The 19,511-nt window shown below is 33.6% G+C and carries 13 protein-coding genes; 10 read left to right on the top strand and 3 right to left on the bottom strand.

Annotated features, from left to right (window positions below; genetic code table 11):
• Window positions 1-19: 19 nt before the first annotated feature.
• From QMA06_RS12815 to QMA06_RS12770, 10 genes are all read left to right on the top strand, one after another.
• A complete protein-coding gene (locus QMA06_RS12815; protein WP_290207266.1) occupies window positions 20-1,003 on the top strand; it encodes a PorP/SprF family type IX secretion system membrane protein in 984 nt (327 codons plus the stop codon).
• A 356-nt stretch (window positions 1,004-1,359) separates the two neighbouring features.
• Entirely contained in the window at window positions 1,360-1,668 is a 309-nt protein-coding gene (locus QMA06_RS12810) for a hypothetical protein (RefSeq protein ID WP_290207265.1), read from the top strand.
• A 123-nt stretch (window positions 1,669-1,791) separates the two neighbouring features.
• Complete coding sequence (locus QMA06_RS12805; protein ID WP_318036604.1) at window positions 1,792-2,508, top strand: alpha/beta fold hydrolase; 717 nt, start codon at window positions 1,792-1,794, stop codon at window positions 2,506-2,508.
• Window positions 2,509-2,818: 310 nt separating this feature from the next.
• Window positions 2,819-3,688, top strand: coding sequence for a hypothetical protein (locus tag QMA06_RS12800; RefSeq protein WP_290207264.1), 870 nt, complete (start codon window positions 2,819-2,821; stop codon window positions 3,686-3,688).
• Entirely contained in the window at window positions 3,685-8,082 is a 4,398-nt protein-coding gene (locus QMA06_RS12795) for a fibronectin type III domain-containing protein (protein ID WP_290207263.1), read from the top strand. The genes QMA06_RS12800 and QMA06_RS12795 overlap by 4 nt, the downstream gene beginning before the upstream one ends.
• Before the next feature lie 210 nt (window positions 8,083-8,292).
• Window positions 8,293-13,296, top strand: coding sequence for a PQQ-dependent sugar dehydrogenase (locus QMA06_RS12790; RefSeq protein ID WP_290207262.1), 5,004 nt, complete (start codon window positions 8,293-8,295; stop codon window positions 13,294-13,296).
• 208 nt (window positions 13,297-13,504) lie between these two features.
• Window positions 13,505-13,810: a ribosome hibernation-promoting factor, HPF/YfiA family gene (gene hpf, locus QMA06_RS12785; RefSeq protein ID WP_290207261.1), complete on the top strand. Its 306-nt coding sequence runs from the start codon at window positions 13,505-13,507 to the stop codon at window positions 13,808-13,810.
• Between the two features lie 9 nt (window positions 13,811-13,819).
• Complete coding sequence (locus QMA06_RS12780) at window positions 13,820-14,212, top strand: hypothetical protein (RefSeq protein WP_290207260.1); 393 nt, start codon at window positions 13,820-13,822, stop codon at window positions 14,210-14,212.
• A gap of 91 nt (window positions 14,213-14,303) precedes the next feature.
• Complete coding sequence (locus tag QMA06_RS12775) at window positions 14,304-15,104, top strand: DUF1853 family protein (RefSeq protein ID WP_290207259.1); 801 nt, start codon at window positions 14,304-14,306, stop codon at window positions 15,102-15,104.
• Window positions 15,104-15,673 carry a pseudouridine synthase gene (locus QMA06_RS12770; protein WP_290207258.1) on the top strand — a complete coding sequence of 190 codons (570 nt, stop codon included), beginning with the start codon at window positions 15,104-15,106 and terminating at the stop codon, window positions 15,671-15,673. Before QMA06_RS12775 ends, QMA06_RS12770 begins: the two co-directional genes overlap by 1 nt.
• 105 nt (window positions 15,674-15,778) lie before the next feature.
• On the opposite strand, the gene QMA06_RS12765 is transcribed toward QMA06_RS12770, so the two are convergent.
• From QMA06_RS12765 to QMA06_RS12755, 3 genes are read right to left on the bottom strand one after another with little or no spacing between them, the layout of a single operon-like run.
• Window positions 15,779-16,819, bottom strand: a complete 1,041-nt coding sequence (locus QMA06_RS12765) for a glutathione synthetase (RefSeq protein ID WP_290207257.1) — start codon at window positions 16,817-16,819, stop codon at window positions 15,779-15,781.
• Between the two features lie 15 nt (window positions 16,820-16,834).
• Window positions 16,835-18,679 carry a flavohemoglobin expression-modulating QEGLA motif protein gene (locus QMA06_RS12760; RefSeq protein WP_290207256.1) on the bottom strand — a complete coding sequence of 615 codons (1,845 nt, stop codon included), beginning with the start codon at window positions 18,677-18,679 and terminating at the stop codon, window positions 16,835-16,837.
• 3 nt (window positions 18,680-18,682) lie between these two features.
• Window positions 18,683-19,510, bottom strand: coding sequence for an N-formylglutamate amidohydrolase (locus QMA06_RS12755; protein ID WP_290207255.1), 828 nt, complete (start codon window positions 19,508-19,510; stop codon window positions 18,683-18,685).
• Window position 19,511: the final 1 nt, after the last annotated feature.

Genomic DNA, 19,511 nt, shown 5'->3' with positions numbered 1-19,511 from the left:
ACATTAAAGAAATTACCTTATGAAAAAATTCACACTATACATTCTTTTATTGGTTTTTGCGAATAGCTTTGGCCAAGAATTAAACTTACCAGTATTTACACAATATTTAGCGGATAACGATTTCGTTATTTCTCCAACGTATGCTGGTATTGGAGATAATGTTAAAATTAGAGCAAATGGATTAACCCAATGGGTTGGTATTAAAAATGCGCCAGACAACCAATCGATATATGGAGATATTAGGATAGGAAATAGATCGGGAGCTGGTATTTCAGCATATAACGATAAGAATGGAAATACGCGTCAAAAAGGTGTCAAATTTTCTTTTGCTCACCATTTAACGTTAGATTATAAATCGAAACAATTTTTATCCTTTGGATTGTCATATAACATTAACAGTTTTAGAGTTGCTATTGAAGATTTTAACACCACTTACGATATTCCAATTATAGATCCTGCCATTACGAATGACAGAGGTGTTTCTAATAATAATTTTGATGCTGGTTTCTTATACCGATGGAAGGCATTCTACTTTAGTTTAAATGCTAACAACATCATGAAAAAAGACATAGAAAAATATGAAGGTGTTGAGCCAATTCAACTTTTAAATTATCAATTGTATTCAGGGTTAGTTATTAAAAGTAAACAAAACAAAGATGTTGAATTTGAACCTTCTGTATTTGTCCAAATGTTCGATAGTGACAAACGTTCCAGTACAGATGTAAATTTTAAATATCGAAAATTTAATAGAAAAGGAGATTATTATTTTGTAGGAGGGTCGTACCGCTTTCTTAATGATCAATTTTTTAAACCTTTAAATGTTGGTCCTATTGGAGGAATCACTTTCAATAAGTTCTTTTTTGCATACTCATACCAACTGACTTTAAATGATTTATCTGGTTATAATTCTGGGACACACATGGTAACAATTGGTCTAGACTTTTTGCAAGGTGTTAGTAATTGTGCCTGTACGAAAGGTACTAGTCAAAGTTATTATAGATAGTTAAAAAAAGTTTTCAAATTAGCAGGTGCCACTTGAGTTTCAAGTGGCACTATCTTTTTATAAGTTATCGATCTATTCTTTTGGATGACCTATATATTCATATTGAGCATTGAATTTTTCTTTTTAAAAACTATAGCAATATTGATTGATAATTAAAATGTGCTGTTTTAAATCGTAATCACACCTAATATTTAGCTTTAATTTCGATTACGGTATTTAGCTCTCCTACATAAAATTTTGTTCTTAATTGGTTTAGGATTACGCTGCTATTTACCAAACAAGCCAATTTTACTATCAAATCAGCTAATTAAGATTTGCTATATGATTTATTTTTAAAAAACTATAAAAATGATATTATGGAAAGCAATAAGAATAAATCGAAAAAAACGGATAAAAGCTATAATGCAGATATTACCAAACAAGATTTAAATAAGTTAGGTGAGCGTACGGTAGAACAACGCACAGATCACAAAGGAGATGATGTTCAGTTTACAAATAGAGAACGTCCCGTAGATTTTACAGGTAAAGAATTAGATGTACCAGGACGAAATATTCCTAGTACAAAAGCCACCAATACCAATAAACTTAAGGATGAAGAAAATCAACTTTACAGTCAAGGAAGTGGCCATAATGATCATTTAGAAGATTCAGAAAATCACGAATAAAAAAATAACTATGCCATTTTTAACAAATAAAACGGAGACACAAAATATCGATATATTTTTTGAAGATTACGGACAAGGACAACCCGTTATACTAATACATGGATGGCCATTGAGTCATAAATCATGGGAGCATCAAATGTGGGCAATTGCCGAGCAGGATATAGGTGTATTGCTTATGATCGTCGCGGATTTGGCCACTCATATGCTCCTTTTAGAGATTATGATTACACGACTCTCGCTTCAGATTTAAAAGCTATTATAGATCAATTAGAACTTAAAGATGTTATTTTAGTTGGTTTTTCTATGGGCGGCGGCGAGGTTGTACGCTATTGCAGTAATTATGGTACGGCAAATATCGCGAAGGTTGCCTTGATAAGTTCTATTATTCCATTAGTTGCTCAAAAGGGTGACAATCCTGATGGCGTACCCAAAGAAGAATTAGATAAAATTGTAGAAGCATTACAAAAAGATCGTGTTGGTTTTCTTAAGGATTTTCATAAGAATTTTTATAATTATAAAAAAAATGATATAACGGTTAGTGAAGCCCAATTGCATTATGATTGGAGTATTGCACCTCATGCCTCACCCGTTGCCACTATACAAACTGCCAAAGCTTGGGCTGAAACTGATTTTAGAACAGAACTTAAAAATGTGGACGTACATACACTAATAGTTCATGGTGATGCAGATAACATTGTACCTAAATCAACAGCTGGAGACCAAGCCGCTATAAGTATTAAAAACAATACCTATAAAGTTATTGAGAATGGTCCACATGGATTAAATATTACACACAAAGACGAATTAAACACTATGCTTTTAGATTTCCTGAAATCCTAATAGAAGTGTCTTTAACAGAATTAAAAAAGTGACGTTTACTCGTCACTTTTTTTATGACATAAAAAATTTAAATGTGCTTACAAGCTTTAGAATAATGTCTTATTTATCTGTTACTATAATAATTTCAATTGTTGGTACAATTAAAAGCTACTCACAAAACAAAAAAAAGTCCTAATTAACTGGATTTCTATATTTTACAAAATATTTTGACGGAAAAGTAAATAGAATATATCAATTCAAAGGATTTATATTCTATTAATCGATAATAAAAGCAGTTAAAGGGTAAAATCGTTAAGTTTAAGTGCTGTGAATGAATAAACCCAAAATAATATCGCTCGTAAAAATATGCGCATTTGCCGTATTTATTGGTAGAGCCTATCAGCTTTATTTTTTTGGAGGGCCATATAGAGCCATACTCTGGGATGAAAGCTTATTAACACCAATTGTTGAAGATGTTTTTAATTATACTTGGTTTGAATATGCAACAAGTTCACCCGTTAATAGTTGGATAGAAGGCTTTACAAAATTAAATAGTATAATTTTTTTAATGGCTGCAATTTGCAGTTTGCTTTGGAATCAAATAAAATGGCAGCCTATAAAACGCTTTTTTGTTGGATTAGGATTATGGTTATTATTGCTTTTAGCCATTTGTATGGTAAAAGATCGAAATTATGATTTTCTTCAACTTTTTGAAATGAGTATTCAATTGACAGCACCATTTTTATTATGGAAAGGTGTCAATATGAATCCAAAAAATAAGAATTTAATATTTAGTTTAAAGGTATCAATTGCGCTTACCTTCATACCGCACGGATTGTTAGCTATGGCAATTCCATATCGTCCAGGACATTTTATAGATATGACGATAATACTTCTCGGAGTAAATGAAACACAAGCTTCTCAATTTTTATTTATGATAGGCTTTTTAGATGTGTTCATGGCAATCATGGCATTTGTTCCGAAATTATCAAGATATGCACTTGGATACATGATATTTTGGGGTTTCATTACTGCTTTTGCTCGACTCATTTCTGGTTTTAATAGCGATTTCATAGCAAGCACCTTACATGGATCTACATATTTAACTGTTTATAGATTGGCACACGGCATTTTGCCTCTAATCGTTCTCTTGTTAGAAATGAAGCGTGTAAAACAACCTCTTAAAATTAAAATGGCATGAAAACTAATAAACTCATATCCTCATTATTATTTTTAAGTGTGTTTTTTGGTTTCGCCGACACAGATAAGTATCGTATTATGATTGCAGATAATCCTTCATCGACAATAACAATTGGATGGAATCAAGTATCAGGCAACAATTCTATTGTGTATTTCGACTCGGTAGATCATGGAACAAATCACTTATTATATACAAACTCTAAAACCGTTGACAGAACAGTTTTCTATAAAGACATGGATAATCGATTTGTCCGATTGAGTGGGTTATCCCCAAATACCAACTATTATTTTATAATAAAAGATAGCAATAGCACGAGCCAAAGATTTTGGTTTAGAACAGCACCAGACGATGATAGTCGACTCTCATTTATTGCCGGTGGTGATTCTAGAAATAATAGAAACCCAAGAGAAAATGCCAACATTTTAGTGAGTAAATTAAAGCCTCACGCCGTTTTTTTCGGTGGGGATATGACCGATGATAATAATGCTTTCCAATGGCAAAATTGGTTTGATGATTGGCAAGCAACTATTGCAAGCGATGGCAGAATGTTTCCGATTATTCCAGCGCGAGGTAATCACGAATCTGATGCTTCAACAATATATAATTTATTTGATACTCCAAATTCAGATTCTTATTATGCTATTACCTTCGGAAATAATTTAATTAGAGCCTATACTCTAAATACTGAAATTTCAGTTTTAGGAAATCAAAAAACTTGGTTAGAAAATGATCTATCGTCACCATCGCACGCAAACGTGAAATGGAAAATGGCGCAATATCACAAACCGATGCGTCCACATTCCGCCTGGAAAGCAGAGAACAACAATCAATATAATGCATGGGCACAGTTATTTTATGATGAACAAGTGCGTCTCGTAGTAGAATGTGATTCACATATGTCCAAAACCACATGGCCTGTTATGCCTACTTCAGGCCCTGATAATGATGAAGGTTTTGTCACTGAACAAGTTAATGGTACCGTCTATACAGGTGAAGGCTGTTGGGGTGCACCGTTGAGACCCAATGATGATGACAAAAGTTGGACAAGAAATTCAGGGTCATTTAATCAATTTAAACTCATTTTTGTTGATCCTCTTAAAATAGAATTCAGAACTATTAATGTTAACAATGCAATTGTAGTCGGTGAAGTTTCTAATACCGACCCTTTTACGTTACCGTCACTTCTAGATGTTTTTTCTCCTACCACCGGCGATGTGATAACTATAAAGAATGCAGTAGACTCAACATGTCCAGAAGCCAACATTCCTTGTGATGATGGCAACCCATTAACAGCCTTCGATATTGAAGATGGTACATGTAATTGCGATGGCTTAGACATAAATCTTATTGAGGAATTCACAACTACAGTTAGTACAGGTAACGATGATGCCGAAGAAGATATAACAACCGGATCTATGTATTTAGATAGTAGCGATTTAGAATTAATTTATGATTCTAGTGATCAAATAGTGGGAGTAAGATTTGACGAACTTTCTATTCCAAATTCGGCAACAATAGTTAGAGCATATGTTCAATTTACTTCAGATAATTATAGTCGTTATCTTGATCCTACTGACTTAGTTATTCATGGAGAATTGGCATCTAATAGCAATACTTTTAGTTCGGAGATCAATAATATTTCTGCTAGACAAAGAACTATAAATTCAGTGTCGTGGACTAATATTAAACGTTGGGGATCAAATGATATTGCGGGATTTTATGAAAGAACACCAAATTTAAAACCAATTATCGATGAAGTTATAGCCCAGCCTGGCTGGACCTCAGGAAATTCAATATCGTTTATGCTTACAGGTTCTGGACGACGCACTGCTGGTTCTTACGAAGGTAACAGTCCTGCTAAATTAAAAATTATCTACTATCATAATTGCCCAATTTTAGATGTCTCCTTATCCGCTCAAGGCATTTGTAATGAATTAACAGATACGTTTACTCAAGATATAACTGTTCATTATATTAATCCCCCTTCAACAGGAAATTTAAATGTAAACGGACAATTATTTCCTATAACCACAAGTCCACAAACCATAACGCTAACAAACTTAGATGCCAATGGATTTGAAGTCGATTTAAATGTGTTTTTTACCGATGACCCTACTTGTAACTTTGAAAAGCTAAATGCTTTTGAAGCTCCATCGATTTGTAGCTTGGGCAACATACCAGATAATTTACCAAACGACGCTATAAATTTGGCATTATTACCTGAAGCCACTTTAAGTGGAAGTGTAATCTCAGGGAAAGGCACGCCACTAGACATTTTATATGATCCTGCAATAAATGATTATTTTATAACTACGGCTTATAATGAATATGGGGTTTCGCATAATTTAAATATCGGTCGGCCCGATGTTCATAATGGCTATAAATGGCAAGTTAATTGGCCTAATGTTAAATATATTAATTATATCACATTTGGAGGCACCTACCCCAACCAACCTCAGCCTAACACCAAATGGAGAATTAGCTATCGGTATGATGGCAATTGGATAATACTACAACAAGGTCAAGGAGGTTGGATTGATAGCGGTATATATCAATGGGGAGGAGCTACACAAAATCCAATAGAAGCAGATGCTTTGAGAGTGCAATTGTATAGTGATGGTTTTGCTGATCTCGTCAGTATTCATTTAAGAGGACGTGGAGGGATTTCTAATAACACAAATGATAACGCTACAACACCAAAAGCGACGTTAATACAATATCTTTCGCCAGGCAATAATTGTGGGGTTCCTATTTCGAGCAACACTATTGTATATTGCGATAGCACATGGATATATAACGATGGTCCCCCAGATGAATTTTCTGGAGATAGAAATATTATTATCGCCAATGGCACATTTATAATAGATGAAGATAATATTACCACGGTTAACGATATGGAAATACGCAGTGGTGCTACAGTTATTGTAAAAGAAGGTGCTAGCTTAATTGTAAATGGAAATCTAATCAATAACGGTGCGCTACAATTAGAGTCCATATCCACTAAGTTTTCTAATTTAATTGTGAAAGGCACAAGTACAGGAAATGTGTCTTACAAACGTCATATTAATGCTTTTATAAATGGTCCTGCTGGTAATGATTTGGTGTCCTCACCATTTACCGGACAAACATTTGAAAATTTTTCACTTGCAAACCCTAATCTATATGAAAATCCTGAAAATGCAAGTCAGAAATTATTCGGACCTTTTGATGAACCCACTGGAGAATATCTCATTTATTCTACAACATCCAATGCAACCACTACTTTAAACAAAGGCATGGGTTATAGAGCAGCAAGAGATGCTAATGAAGATGGTATTAGCGGAACGACCATTACGTTTACAGGTAACGTAGAAACAGAAGGTTTTACATTACCAATTACAGAATCTTTAGCGTCATTCAGTGGTTGGAACTTAATTGGTAATCCCTACCCTTCTTATATTGATTTCACAACATTCTTTAATTTGAATCAATCCCAATTAGATATTGGAGCTTATCAAGCTATTTATGGGTATCAGGGAGACACCGCTAACGGCTGGACGATATTAAATAATCTAAGCACTGGTCAGCTGATAGCACCAGGACAGGGCTTCTTTGTAAAAACTAAGCCAGGAGGTGGTATTATAACATTTACATCAGAAATGCGAGTAAAAGGAGCTTCTGATGATTTTATTTCAGGTAGAAATTCTAATAACAACACACTAGAAGGCTTTATAAAACTAGAAATAAACAACTCAAATTCAGACCGTTTTAATACCCGAATTCATTTTCATAATAATGCCACTGCAGGTTTAGATCTTGGTTATGACGCCGCTCTGTTTCAGGGCAATGTACCTGACTTTTCAATCTATTCAAAATTAGTAGAAGACAACGCAGGTTCGTTTATGGCTATACAGGCTTTAGGAACTAATCATTCTAACAATATTCCCATAGCTTTAGGCATTAATGCACAACAGGGTAACGATGTTACAATTTCGATTTCAGAATCTACGCTTCCAATTTCCACAAATGTTTATCTAGAAGATACACAAACTAATACTTTTACTTTATTAACAGATCAAGATTATACCTTTACCACCTTCAATGATATTTCTGGAATTGGACGTTTTTATTTAAGATTTGAATTAAATCCACTTCATTTAAAAGAGCATACCATAAACCTCTTAAAAATTTATACAAGTTCATCCCAAAAAGCTATAATTATAGATGGGTTAATACAACAGCAAATGGTTCTCAATTTGTACGATATTAATGGTAAAATTGTAAATTCTAAAAAACTTGACAACTACATCACCGAACAAATTATTGATGTATCTCAATTAAGTACTGGTATTTATTTAGTTGAAGTGGTCTCTCAAGGAAATGTTAAACGTATAGAAAAGTTAATAATCCAATGATTTTCTAAAAAATACGATAACATTTATTCTCAGTTACTAAGATTTCTTTTATTTTTTTATCATAAAACATTAAAAATGTGATACTTACATTAGTCGGTTTTATTGAACATTAATCGAAATGTTCAATACTTTATGATAATTATTATCGCTTTATTCCTCACTATTCAATATCTTTACTTTGCTATTAATCAAACATATATACGTAAAATAATGAGAAATCATATTTCCAAAGAACACTTTGGAAGTTTAAAATCCTTTATTAAGTCCAAATCTTTTAAGGTTAGAGTTGCTTTAGTCATTTTTACTTCAGTGTTCTTATTTAATGCCATTCCCTATTTTTCAGGGTCAGGTTTAAATTCCGCCAAACCGATAGCACCATTTGCAAATGGTGTTTTTCCAGAATCTATTGATACCGAACTGGACGCAACTTATAGAGTTGCATTTCCAAATTTAACATTTTTCTACCCTATTACTTTTAAGATGGTCCCTAATCAGGAGACTGTTGTATTAGGGCAACTTAACGGTGTAATTTTTACATTTGATAATGATGAAACCACTACAGATAAAAATGTTCTACTAGATCTTTCGGGTGAAGTTGGTTTAGTTTCCGATGGTGGCTTCTTAGGTCTTACGATACATCCAGAATTTGATGCACCGACCAATCCAAAAAACTTCTTCTACGTTTATTATACTACAAAAAATGGTTGTGGTCAAGATCTTCCTGGTTTTGGACAATATACTGGTCAAAGTTGTACATACAGTGACAATGAATTTCAAGGTAATTTTTTAATTTTAGAAAAGTTTGAAGTCAATCCTAATACAATGACTGTCGTGACTAATTCGCGTACTACGATTTTAAGGAATAAAATGTACGGTACTACTCATTATGGTGGTGGTTTAGATTTTGGTAACGATGGCTTTCTATATCTTACAACTGGCGAAATGGGATCTTGGAGTAGAGCTCAAGATATTGCTAATAATCTTGCTGGAGGAGTTTTAAGACTCGATGTCGATAAAAAGGGTGGTTCAATTAGTCATGCACCTATCAGAAAAAAACAATCGATCCCTATCCCTAATCCACTTTACAATGCAGGTAATCCTTCTTGTCCAGAATTTTTACCAGGTGAAATCTCTGGATTAGAATATTTTATACCAAATGATAATCCTTTTTCCGATAGTACACCAGGCTCTTTAACTAGTATATATGGGCAGCCAAATTTAACCACATCAGACCCTAATGATGTTTATTTAGTAGGCGATTTCTATGAAGAATATTACGCTTTAGGATTAAGAAACCCTTTTAGAATGACCAAAGATAAGTTAACAGGTACATTCTACATTGGTGATGTTGGATTAGACTCTCAAGAAGAAATTGATATCTTAGAAGCTGGTGTAAATTATGGTTGGCCGGAATATGAAGGCTTAATTGATGGGCCTGGTTGTGACCCTAACGGTAATCTTTTTAATTTAATGCCTCATAAACAACCTATGTCGGCCTTTAGCAGTAGTGATGCTAACTCAATTACTGGTGGATTTGTTTATCGTGGCACTGGCATACCTGAATTGTATGGGAAATATATTTGCGCAGATTACGGAAGTGGTGATGAAATATTTTCTGTAGATGTTACTACAGGGCAGTATGTAGAAATTGCAACATTAACAGATGTTATTTCTTTTGGAGAAGATAATGATGGAGAGCTCTATCTTTTAAAACTTGGAAATCCAACTAATATTTTCAAATTAATAGACGATGATGTTAATGGCGGAGGGGCTGCACCTATATTACTTTCTGAAACAGGTATATTTACAAATTTACCAACTTTAGACCCGGCAACGACCTTAACCCCTATTGATGGTTTTGTACCATACGAACTCTATGAGTCATTTTGGTCTGATGGGGCCTTAAAAAAACGATGGATTGCCGTTCCAAATAATGATGGAGTGCATAGTGGCCCAGCCGAACAAATAAAATATTCTGAATATGGTGAATGGGAATTTCCTCCAGGTACTGTAGTCATTAAACAGTTTGACTTACCAATTGACGATAATGATTCGTCCATAATAAAGAAAATAGAAACAAGATTCTCCGTTATGGGTAACGACGGTAAGATGTATTTTTTAACCTATAATTGGAATGATGATCAAACCGACGCCGTGTTGCAAACCACGAGCCTAAATGAGCCCGTAGAAATTACTACCATTGGAGGTGGTACTAGAACTCAAATGTGGCATTTTCCGTCAAATTCAGAATGTATAGATTGCCACAATGATGCAAATAAAGGTAATCTGGGACTAAGAGCAAGATATTTAAATACAGAATATGATTATTCTACACATGATTCATCTGGTCAAATCAGCAATCAATTAGTAACATTAAGTCATCTTGGCATTCTCGACCAACCTATTACGGATACTGATACACCTAATATTTTATCTAATAAATCGCTACAAGACCCAGAGGCAACAATTAATGAAAAAGCAAGATCTTACCTAGATTTAAATTGCGCTTACTGTCACAGACATGACAATAGTAATAGAGCCGAATTTGATTTGCGCGTTTTTAATAGTCTGGAAGCTACAGAATTATTAACGGCTGGAATACTAAACCCTTTAAATATTGATCCGAACGAAGAAATTGTTTACGCAGGAGATGCTTCAAAATCTATATTGTATCATCGCATGAACAGCGTTAATCCCAATGTTATGATGCCACCCCTGGCTAAAACGATTATAGATCAACCAGCAGTGGATCTTATTGAAGCCTGGATAGACCAGTTAGACGGTAATAGTACAAATACTCCTAACGGACCAAATCCTGTTAGTAATTTAGCACTTTTAACTTCAGCACAACTTAGTGGATCGGTCAGTTCTGGCCGAGGCACACCTTTAGATATACTTTACGATCCATCGGTAGATGATTATAAGGTTATCACACAGTTCTCTGAATATGGGGTTCCGCTCAATGGATCTGGCAGTAATTTAGGAACCGTAAATGCTGAGAATGGGTTCTATTGGAGAGTGGATTGGCCAAGTCCTAAATTTGTAAATTATATAACTTTTGGAGGCTCCTACCCTAATCAACGTCAACAATATACAATGTGGCGCGTTAGCTATTTGAGAAATGGTGTGTGGCATACCATTGAAGAAGGCCAAGGAGGATGGATTGATAACAGTACCGGTAATAACTGGTCTGATACGGCAATATATGAATGGGATGGCACCAATGAAGCACCAGTATACGCTGAAGCTCTAAGATTACAATTGTATAGTGATGGTACCAACGACTTGTATCGTATTCACTTAAGAGGACGTGGTGGAAACACACAATTTAGTAACGGAGCAGATGTAAATACAACTCCAAAGGCAAGTTTAATGCAGTTTTTACCTTATGATAATTTTACAACCATTGATACTATCGTTGCAGAAACTCAATCAACTTGTAATATTACAGACAATACCTATTCACAAGAGTTAACAGTGACTTATAGCAATCCACCTGCAACTGGTACTTTAATTATTAATGAACAGACTTTTCCTATCACTAATAGTCCACAGACACTCACTTTAACGGGCTTAGATGCTGATGGACTTGAAGTAGATATAGAAGCAGATTTTACCGATGGCTATAATAGTTTCTATAAAGACGTTAATGTATTTACTGCCCCTTCTAATTGTAGAAACATTTTAATAGGTGTAGATGAAACAATGATTATAAATGGTGATTACGAAGTGTCATCGGAAGGCAGTATAGAAATTCTTGAAGGTGGAAGTTTAACTGTCAATGGTAATTTAACCGTAAATGGACAAGTAAATTTAAACTCAATTTCAAACAAATATTCTAGTTTAATTGTTAATGGCTCTAGCACAGGGAATATTTTTTACAAGAGGCATGTTAATGGTTATAATGGAGTTACAGGGAATGATTTAATTTCTTCTCCTTTAACTGGAGAAAATTTTGGAAATTTTTCCTCTAACAATCCTAATCTTTACGAAAATCCTAATAACACTCAACAAAAATTATTCGGTCCATTTAACGAGTTTACCGGTGAATATGAAATTTATTCAACGATGGCCAATGACAATACCACGCTTATCAATGGAGAAGGATATAGAGCCGCAAGAGACACCTCCGAAGATGCCTTAAACGGCACGACTCTAACTTTTTATGGCGGCATTGAAACGGGAGTTGTATCTCGAAATATTACAACATCTGGATCTTCTTTTGACGGATGGAACTTAATCGGTAATCCGTATTCTTCTTATATCGATTTTGATACATTTTTTAATACTATTAGAACCCAATTAAATATCGGTGCCTATCAGGCTATATATGGGTATGACGGGGATTCGTCTAACGGATGGACGATACTAAATCTTAATAATATAGATACAGGGCAATTAATTGCACCAGGGCAAGGTTTCTTTGTAAAAAGCAAATCTGGTGGAGGAACCATCACTTTCGCCCCCGAAATTCGGGTTAAAGGCTCTGCGGACGATTTTATTTCGGGAAGAACGGTATCACAAAATTATGGTCATTTGAAATTAAAAGCTAGTACCATAAATTCCGATTTTTATACAGATTTATATTTTAATAATAATGCCTCAACGGGCTTAGACCCTGGTTATGACGCTGCTTTTTATGGCAACACACCACCTCCGTTTTCTTTATACACTTTTTTAGCAGATAATGACGATACACCGTTAACAATACAATCATTAAATGACTCTGCTCTAATAAATGGAAAAGTAGCATTAGGAATACATGCTATTAGAGGTCAAGAAATTACTATTAATATCTCTGAATCAAATTTACCAGATTCTATAAATGTGTATTTAGAAGACGCTAGCACTAATACTTTTACTTTATTAAGTTCAGAAAATTACACATTCACAACAACTACAAATTTAACGAGTAATGGGCGCTTCTTTTTAAATTTTGAAAGTGAAACACTTAGTACTGATAAGGTTTCGTTTGAAGACCTTATGATTATAGCTAATCAGAAAAATCGTACCGTAGAAATAATTGGAGAATTATTAGGTAAGACATGGCTTAATCTGTACGATATTCATGGTCGTACGGTAGTAACAAAACAATTAGATATTTCCTCAACGCAGCAGATTATAAATACTAGCCACTTAAATTCTGGAATTTATATCGTAGAACTTAAAACGGAATCTGGTAATAAGCGCATACAAAAACTTATGATTAAATAAGTTTAACTTTAAACTGAACACGTTTTTTTTAAATAAGATTATTCTAAAGCCACGAACTAAAAATTGTGGCTTTTAATTTAATTCTATTTATAATCTATTTTTAGCCCCAATGGCCTTAACTCTTTTATTACGTCAAAGATTATCTTATTTAAGTTAATTAAGCACCTAAGACTTATTTAATTTTATAAATATTAAAATACTACAAATTATGAAGAATATTATATTTGAATATCACGATATTACAAAAAGCGATAGATTAGAAACTTTTGCGAAAGAGAAATTAGAAAATCTGTTTGAGAGATATGATTTTGTTATAAGAGCTGATGTCTTTTTTAAATCAGAAAATACGAGTAGTGATGAGACAGGTAAAAAGTGCGGCATTAGATTAAGTGCACCTGGACCTCGGCTATTTGCTGAGTCATCACATGAAAACTTCAATGACGCTATTTCTGAGACTGTAAATGAACTTTTGCGTCAATTAGAAAAGCGTAAGGATAAAATGAAAACGTTTTAAAAGAAGGTTATGGGAGTAATTAGTAGAGATAAAGACCAAATTAATTGCATCTATGCAAGTGAATCAGATTTTGGCAAACAGCTAGAGGGTTATTTAGAATCGTCAGGAAAAGATATACTCATGATTAATCTTAACAAGACAATGTTAACACCTACGCAATGGCAAGATTTATCAATAGAACTTAATATTAAAGTTAAAGACTTTATAGATTTTTCTCGAGTGGAAAATACCACAGAGGACTCAAATTTTAGCACCAATGACTACGTGACTATATTAGAAAATAATCCTAAATCATTTATTGGAGCTATCATTATTAACGGATCAAAAACAGAGCATATTACAAATGTTACCGAAGTTCTAGATTACTTTAATATAGATAGTGCAGAAATAAAAAAGCCTTAAACAGCAATTATTAAAAATTATTATAACCTAAATGGACGAAAGAAGTGAATAAATTATTCATACTTTTATCGAATTATGGACATTAGTTAAAATGAGTTCAATATTACGTTTTAAGGGTTATAATAATACACCTGTCTTATTTAACAATGATAGCGTATTTGAATTTGAGCAGGTATTACTCCACCCCTCAACCTCTCCCTTAAATAATACACAATTTCAGAATACGCGTTTAGGAAAACTTGTTGAGGAATTTGTTTTTTTTCAACTTAAACATGATAACGCTGTTCAATGGATTTTAGAAAATCTTCAGATTCAAAAAGGTCAGAGAACAATTGGAGAACTTGATGCCGTTTATGCCAGTAACGGAACATTATATCATTTAGAAATTGTATATAAATTTTATTTGTACGATACTCTTCATGAATATAGCGATCCACTTGCTTATTGGATAGGTCCTAATCGCAAAGACACATTACTTTATAAATTAGACAAACTAAGAGCGAAGCAATTTCCGTTATTATATAGAAAAGAGACCAGCGAACATTTATCACAATTGAATGTTGATATTAAAAATGCTAAGCAGCGCGTTTGTTTTAAAGCACAACTTTTTTTACCTTATTCTAATGATAATTTTAATATAGAACCACTTAACCAAGAGTGTATAAGTGGTTTTTATTTGTCGTTTAATGAAATTTCTACCTTAGTTGATTTAGAGTTCCATATTCCAACAAAATTAGATTGGTTAATTAATCCTCATAACAATGTGACATGGCTGCCCTATACAGAAGCCATTGTGATTATAGAAGAACATATTAAATCACAACGTTCACCATTGTTATGGTTGAAATATAATAATACTAAACTTAAAAAATGTTTCATAACTTGGTGGTAATGAAACACAGTTATTATAAGATATACAAACCTTATGGTTATTTAAGTCAATTTGTAAACCACCAAAACAAAAGACGAAATAAAAAGTTGTTGAGCCAACTTTTTACTTTATCAGATAATGTAATGGCCGTCGGTCGTTTAGATGAAAAATCTGAAGGTTTATTATTGCTTACAACAGACGGAAAATTCAGTAATCATATCACTAGTTCTAAGATTGAAAAAGAATATCATGTTATGGTAGATGGTAAAATAACACCTAAAGCTGTTTTAGAACTACAGCGTGGAATTGAAATATCTGTAGAAGGAAAACTATATAAAACAAAACCGAGTAAAGCACATATTTTAGATGATACATCGCATATTATCGAACGTTTTGTGCGAGATGAAAAACATGGACCAACATCATGGCTATCCATTTCTATAACCGAAGGTAAATTTAGACAGGTTCGGAGAATGACAGCCAAAGTTGGATATCCTACTTTAAGATTAGTAAGAGTTAGAATTGGGGATTATGCATTACAAGACATGAAACCGACTGAAATATGTAGTATTCAGCCACTTCAGTATTAAGAAAATCATATAACATTAAGAATTACTAAAGATCAAAGTTTTCGAAAAATGTAAGTAAATCCATAAAAACATGGACGGTTTAATACTACAAATACCATTTAAAACTTACAACGTAGCCAACCTACTGTTATATAGGTAATCGGGATAAATTTTCTTAAAATTAACTTTCTTTTCAATGGATTCTATAACTGGTGTGAAAAAATCCTCACCATACATCTGTCCTGAAACATTTAGACCACCAGGACTGAATACATTAATTTCCATTAATTTATTTCCTACAATATCTATACCCACCAAAAACATACCATCTTGAACAAGTTTTGGTCTAACTATTTCAGCAAGCTCCATAATTTGATCGGTCATTTTAACGGCCTCGGGTTTTCCACCGGCATGGATATTACTTCTAATATCGTCCGTAGCGTTAACCCGTTGCATCATTGCATACTTACCATTAACCTCTAAAGGTTTACCATTCATAAGAAACAAACGTGTGTCTCCTTTTGTAGCTTCCTCTAGGTATTCTTGAGCAATTACAAAACCGTCTCGTGAAATAGCATCAATGGTTTGAGAAAGATTGTGTTCATTCTTCTTATCCATCATAAACACATTTGTTCCTCCTGAACCTTGAAGCGGTTTAAGAATCATTTTTTGCTTTTGTTTCTTGAAAAAAGCTTTAATCTCATCATGATCTCTAGAAATAATAGTTTTAGGCCTCACCACTTCTGGAAAATGTTGAAAATACATTTTATTCACAGCAACCGCCAAACTCGATGGATGATTAATAACCAATACGCCATTGCGCATCGCAATTTCTCCGAAAATAAAAGCTGCGCTATAGGCCCAACTTCTTGTCCCAATTTCGTCAGCAGGATTATTCCTTAGAAAAAGAACATCTAATTTTTCTGAACTTATTCTTGTGAATTCTGCCTTTTGAACGGCTTTAAAGTACGTTTCTTGTGAATTAAATTTTGCTTCACTAGCCGTTTTACATCGTACCGACAGGTGCCCTTTTGAAGCGTAAGACAATTCCCCCACACCAATAAAATAAACATCATGTCCTCTTTTGTAGGCAGCATATCCTAATCCTGGCGTGGTGTAGTTTGGTTTTTCGGTATCGTGGTCATTTATAATAAAAGCTATTTTCATAATGTTTTGATTTAATCAGTTTACTAGCTCCGTAATATCTATACCATTTCTCAATTTTTTAAATCGCTCTTTTACACTTTCTCGTTCTAGAAAACGAGGTAATTCTGGTTGTTTCAAAACTTTTCTATACAATAACTCTTCAATTAGCTCAATATGGGTAATATTGAATTTGCCTGTATAAAGGTTTTCTAAATTTCCACCAGCTTTTAAATAGGCCATTAAGTCTATTAATCCGGCTAAATAAACAGCATCTTTAGTTAAACCTCCACCACGATAAACACGCATTGAAATGTAATAAGATATACGGTCACTAAATCCATATTCTTTACGAAGTAAGTTAAAAGTTCTAATAAACGTTGCCCCATTTACCATTGATTCTACCGCAATTACACGCCCAGCTAATAGTCGTAATCTGTTCACGGTTAGTCCGCCAACCAAATATTCTGCAATAACCGCGAGGCCTTCTTGTAATTGATCGTAACCTTCAAAACCTTCGTACATTTGTTGTAACGGTTGTCGCTTTCCATTACAGTAAGTTAAGATATGCGTACCCACTTCATGTTGAATTAGAGCATCGCAACGATTAGCATCTAAATTAATTTCATTATTAATTAATAGTTTTGATTTTGAAACCATAATACCGGCAACATCATTTCTAATTTCTAACGTTAAATCTAGATTTGGAAATTTAGTATTGTAATAATCGAGCTCTTTTTGTGCATGCGCTGCAAATTCGTGACAGTTAAAGCGCTCCTTGCTTTTTCGTTCTTCACGCTTTGGGTAAACTGCTAAAATATGTTTAGCTTCTTCTAATACGTTCTTTTTAATTACACCGTACAAACTCTCACCAACGAAACGAAAATTTTTCGTTCCTCTTTCTTCGAGCATGGTCAGCTGCTTTTCGATTTCCAAACGTTTCCCTCTTAAAATAAACGCTATTGTAGGATCATCAACTTTATCAATAGGTATATTATAGAGTTTTCGTTTTTCAATTTCGGAATCTAAAGAGATAAGTCGATATTTGAATTCTGGTGTCTTCTTAAATTCATTTTTCTTAAAATTGGTCCACTCTTCATTACTGTTAACTGGTGTTGTACGAAGCAAAAAGGACATGCCTTCACTGATTTCTGCTAACTCGGCATCCGATGTTAACGTAATTTCATCAATGTTTGTCTTACCAAACATCAAATAATTTTCAAAATCATCAGTGGTTTGCACTCTTATAAATTCGTGAATAGCACGTTTTATGGTTTCTGAAAATACTGAATAAAATTCACGAAAAAACAAGGCGTATAGCTCATTTGTTTTACTGTTTTTATACAGTGTAGGAATTCCTAATCCTATAACTAAGGTTCCGGTTTTCTTCGATTCTTCAACATTAAGTAAAGGCTCTAATTGATCTGGATATCTGGCATGTGTATCATTAACTTCAACAGCAATATTAGGATAGGTTTCATTTAAGGATTTGAATCCTTTTTCTAAGGCTTTTACGGTGCTCGGAGCTTTTCCAGCAGGACAAAATATCTCAAAAGTCGTATAATCCTCGCTCGATATTGGCCAACATTCTAATACTAAAAATGTTTCGAATTTTGCTGACATTATTAACCGTATGCCTTCTAATAGATGTGAAATATCCGTATTGTCATCAACAATAATATAAGACGCTTGTGTTTTTATAACACGCGCAAAATAAAAATCGAGCTCACTGTATCTATAAACGCATATAAATGGTAATAATTTATCGATATGTAAAATACCGTGATTAGGCAACTCAAAATTTACGGGTTTGCCATCTGTTACATTGTTACATAAATCTTCTAATATAGATGGATCGATAATATTTACTTCAGTTTTACTCATACTTTAAGAATACGATTTATAAAAATTATTGGCATGCTCCTTTAGCAGAATTTTTAACTGCTTTTCAACTGCAGTAACTACTTCTGGAAATATAATTTGCTGATATTCATCGCAATAAATTTTCGCGATTTCGGTTGCAAGCACTAAGGTATTTTTAAAATTATTGGTGATGTACTTTAAAAAATATCCGTTACCCTGAAAGGTGTCATTAATTTTTGCCGTTTGCTTTATTTTATGTGGAAACTCTATACTTGCTAAGGCTTCTCTCCAAGATTCTACTTCATTTCTAAACCGGTCATTATCGATATTTACAGTTCCCAAATTCCACGTTGGTACTTCCCTATCCCAACGTCTCCAGTTATAACTGTGCATATCATAGACGACACAAGTGCCAAATTTATCTTCTAATTTAGAAATTAAAGCAAAAACTACCTTATAGAAATTAGCGTGTTTTTGTAAACTTTTATCTTTTTCTGTTTTAGATAAAGGTTGTTTCCAAAGTTCTTTTCCCCAAGCGGTTTCAAAAACGGCTTCTTCAGGTGTTCGATTGAGATCATACTCAAAACGTGAGTCGCAACCAGCAATTACAATCGGATGCGACTTTACCATGTTCTTTGTTTCGGGATCTTCTTCATACCAACGTTCATATTGATTATGCAAACAATTTTCCCAGAGTTCTTTTCTAAATTGATGACCATCATGTACAGCGGCGCAAGCATACGGTACATAATGATCTATTTTTAAAGTAAATGAATAGTCGTCGGCAACCGCATGAAAAATATTTTCGTTTTCAATATTTGAAATGATCTGCGCTATGGAAAGTTTTTGCATA

Origin of the sequence: Winogradskyella bathintestinalis (genome assembly GCF_030407435.1) — a bacterium.
Classification (GTDB): domain Bacteria; phylum Bacteroidota; class Bacteroidia; order Flavobacteriales; family Flavobacteriaceae; genus Winogradskyella; species Winogradskyella bathintestinalis.
This window is presented reverse-complemented; position numbering and strand designations above follow the sequence as displayed.

Bases quoted from the DNA above. Each gene is read 5' to 3' on its own strand.
- QMA06_RS12805 (WP_318036604.1), top strand. From the start codon at position 1,792: ATGGGAGCATCAAATGTGGGCAATTGCCGAGCAGGATATAGGTGTATT.
- QMA06_RS12810 (WP_290207265.1), top strand. From the start codon at position 1,360: ATGGAAAGCAATAAGAATAAATCGAAAAAAACGGATAAAAGCTATAAT.
- QMA06_RS12755 (WP_290207255.1), bottom strand. From the start codon at position 19,510: ATGCAAAAACTTTCCATAGCGCAGATCATTTCAAATATTGAAAACGAA.
- QMA06_RS12760 (WP_290207256.1), bottom strand. From the start codon at position 18,679: ATGAGTAAAACTGAAGTAAATATTATCGATCCATCTATATTAGAAGAT.
- QMA06_RS12800 (WP_290207264.1), top strand. From the start codon at position 2,819: ATGAATAAACCCAAAATAATATCGCTCGTAAAAATATGCGCATTTGCC.
- QMA06_RS12790 (WP_290207262.1), top strand. From the start codon at position 8,293: ATGAGAAATCATATTTCCAAAGAACACTTTGGAAGTTTAAAATCCTTT.
- QMA06_RS12780 (WP_290207260.1), top strand. From the start codon at position 13,820: ATGGGAGTAATTAGTAGAGATAAAGACCAAATTAATTGCATCTATGCA.
- QMA06_RS12815 (WP_290207266.1), top strand. From the start codon at position 20: ATGAAAAAATTCACACTATACATTCTTTTATTGGTTTTTGCGAATAGC.
- QMA06_RS12770 (WP_290207258.1), top strand. From the start codon at position 15,104: ATGAAACACAGTTATTATAAGATATACAAACCTTATGGTTATTTAAGT.
- QMA06_RS12775 (WP_290207259.1), top strand. From the start codon at position 14,304: ATGAGTTCAATATTACGTTTTAAGGGTTATAATAATACACCTGTCTTA.
- QMA06_RS12765 (WP_290207257.1), bottom strand. From the start codon at position 16,819: ATGAAAATAGCTTTTATTATAAATGACCACGATACCGAAAAACCAAAC.
- QMA06_RS12795 (WP_290207263.1), top strand. From the start codon at position 3,685: ATGAAAACTAATAAACTCATATCCTCATTATTATTTTTAAGTGTGTTT.
- hpf (WP_290207261.1), top strand. From the start codon at position 13,505: ATGAAGAATATTATATTTGAATATCACGATATTACAAAAAGCGATAGA.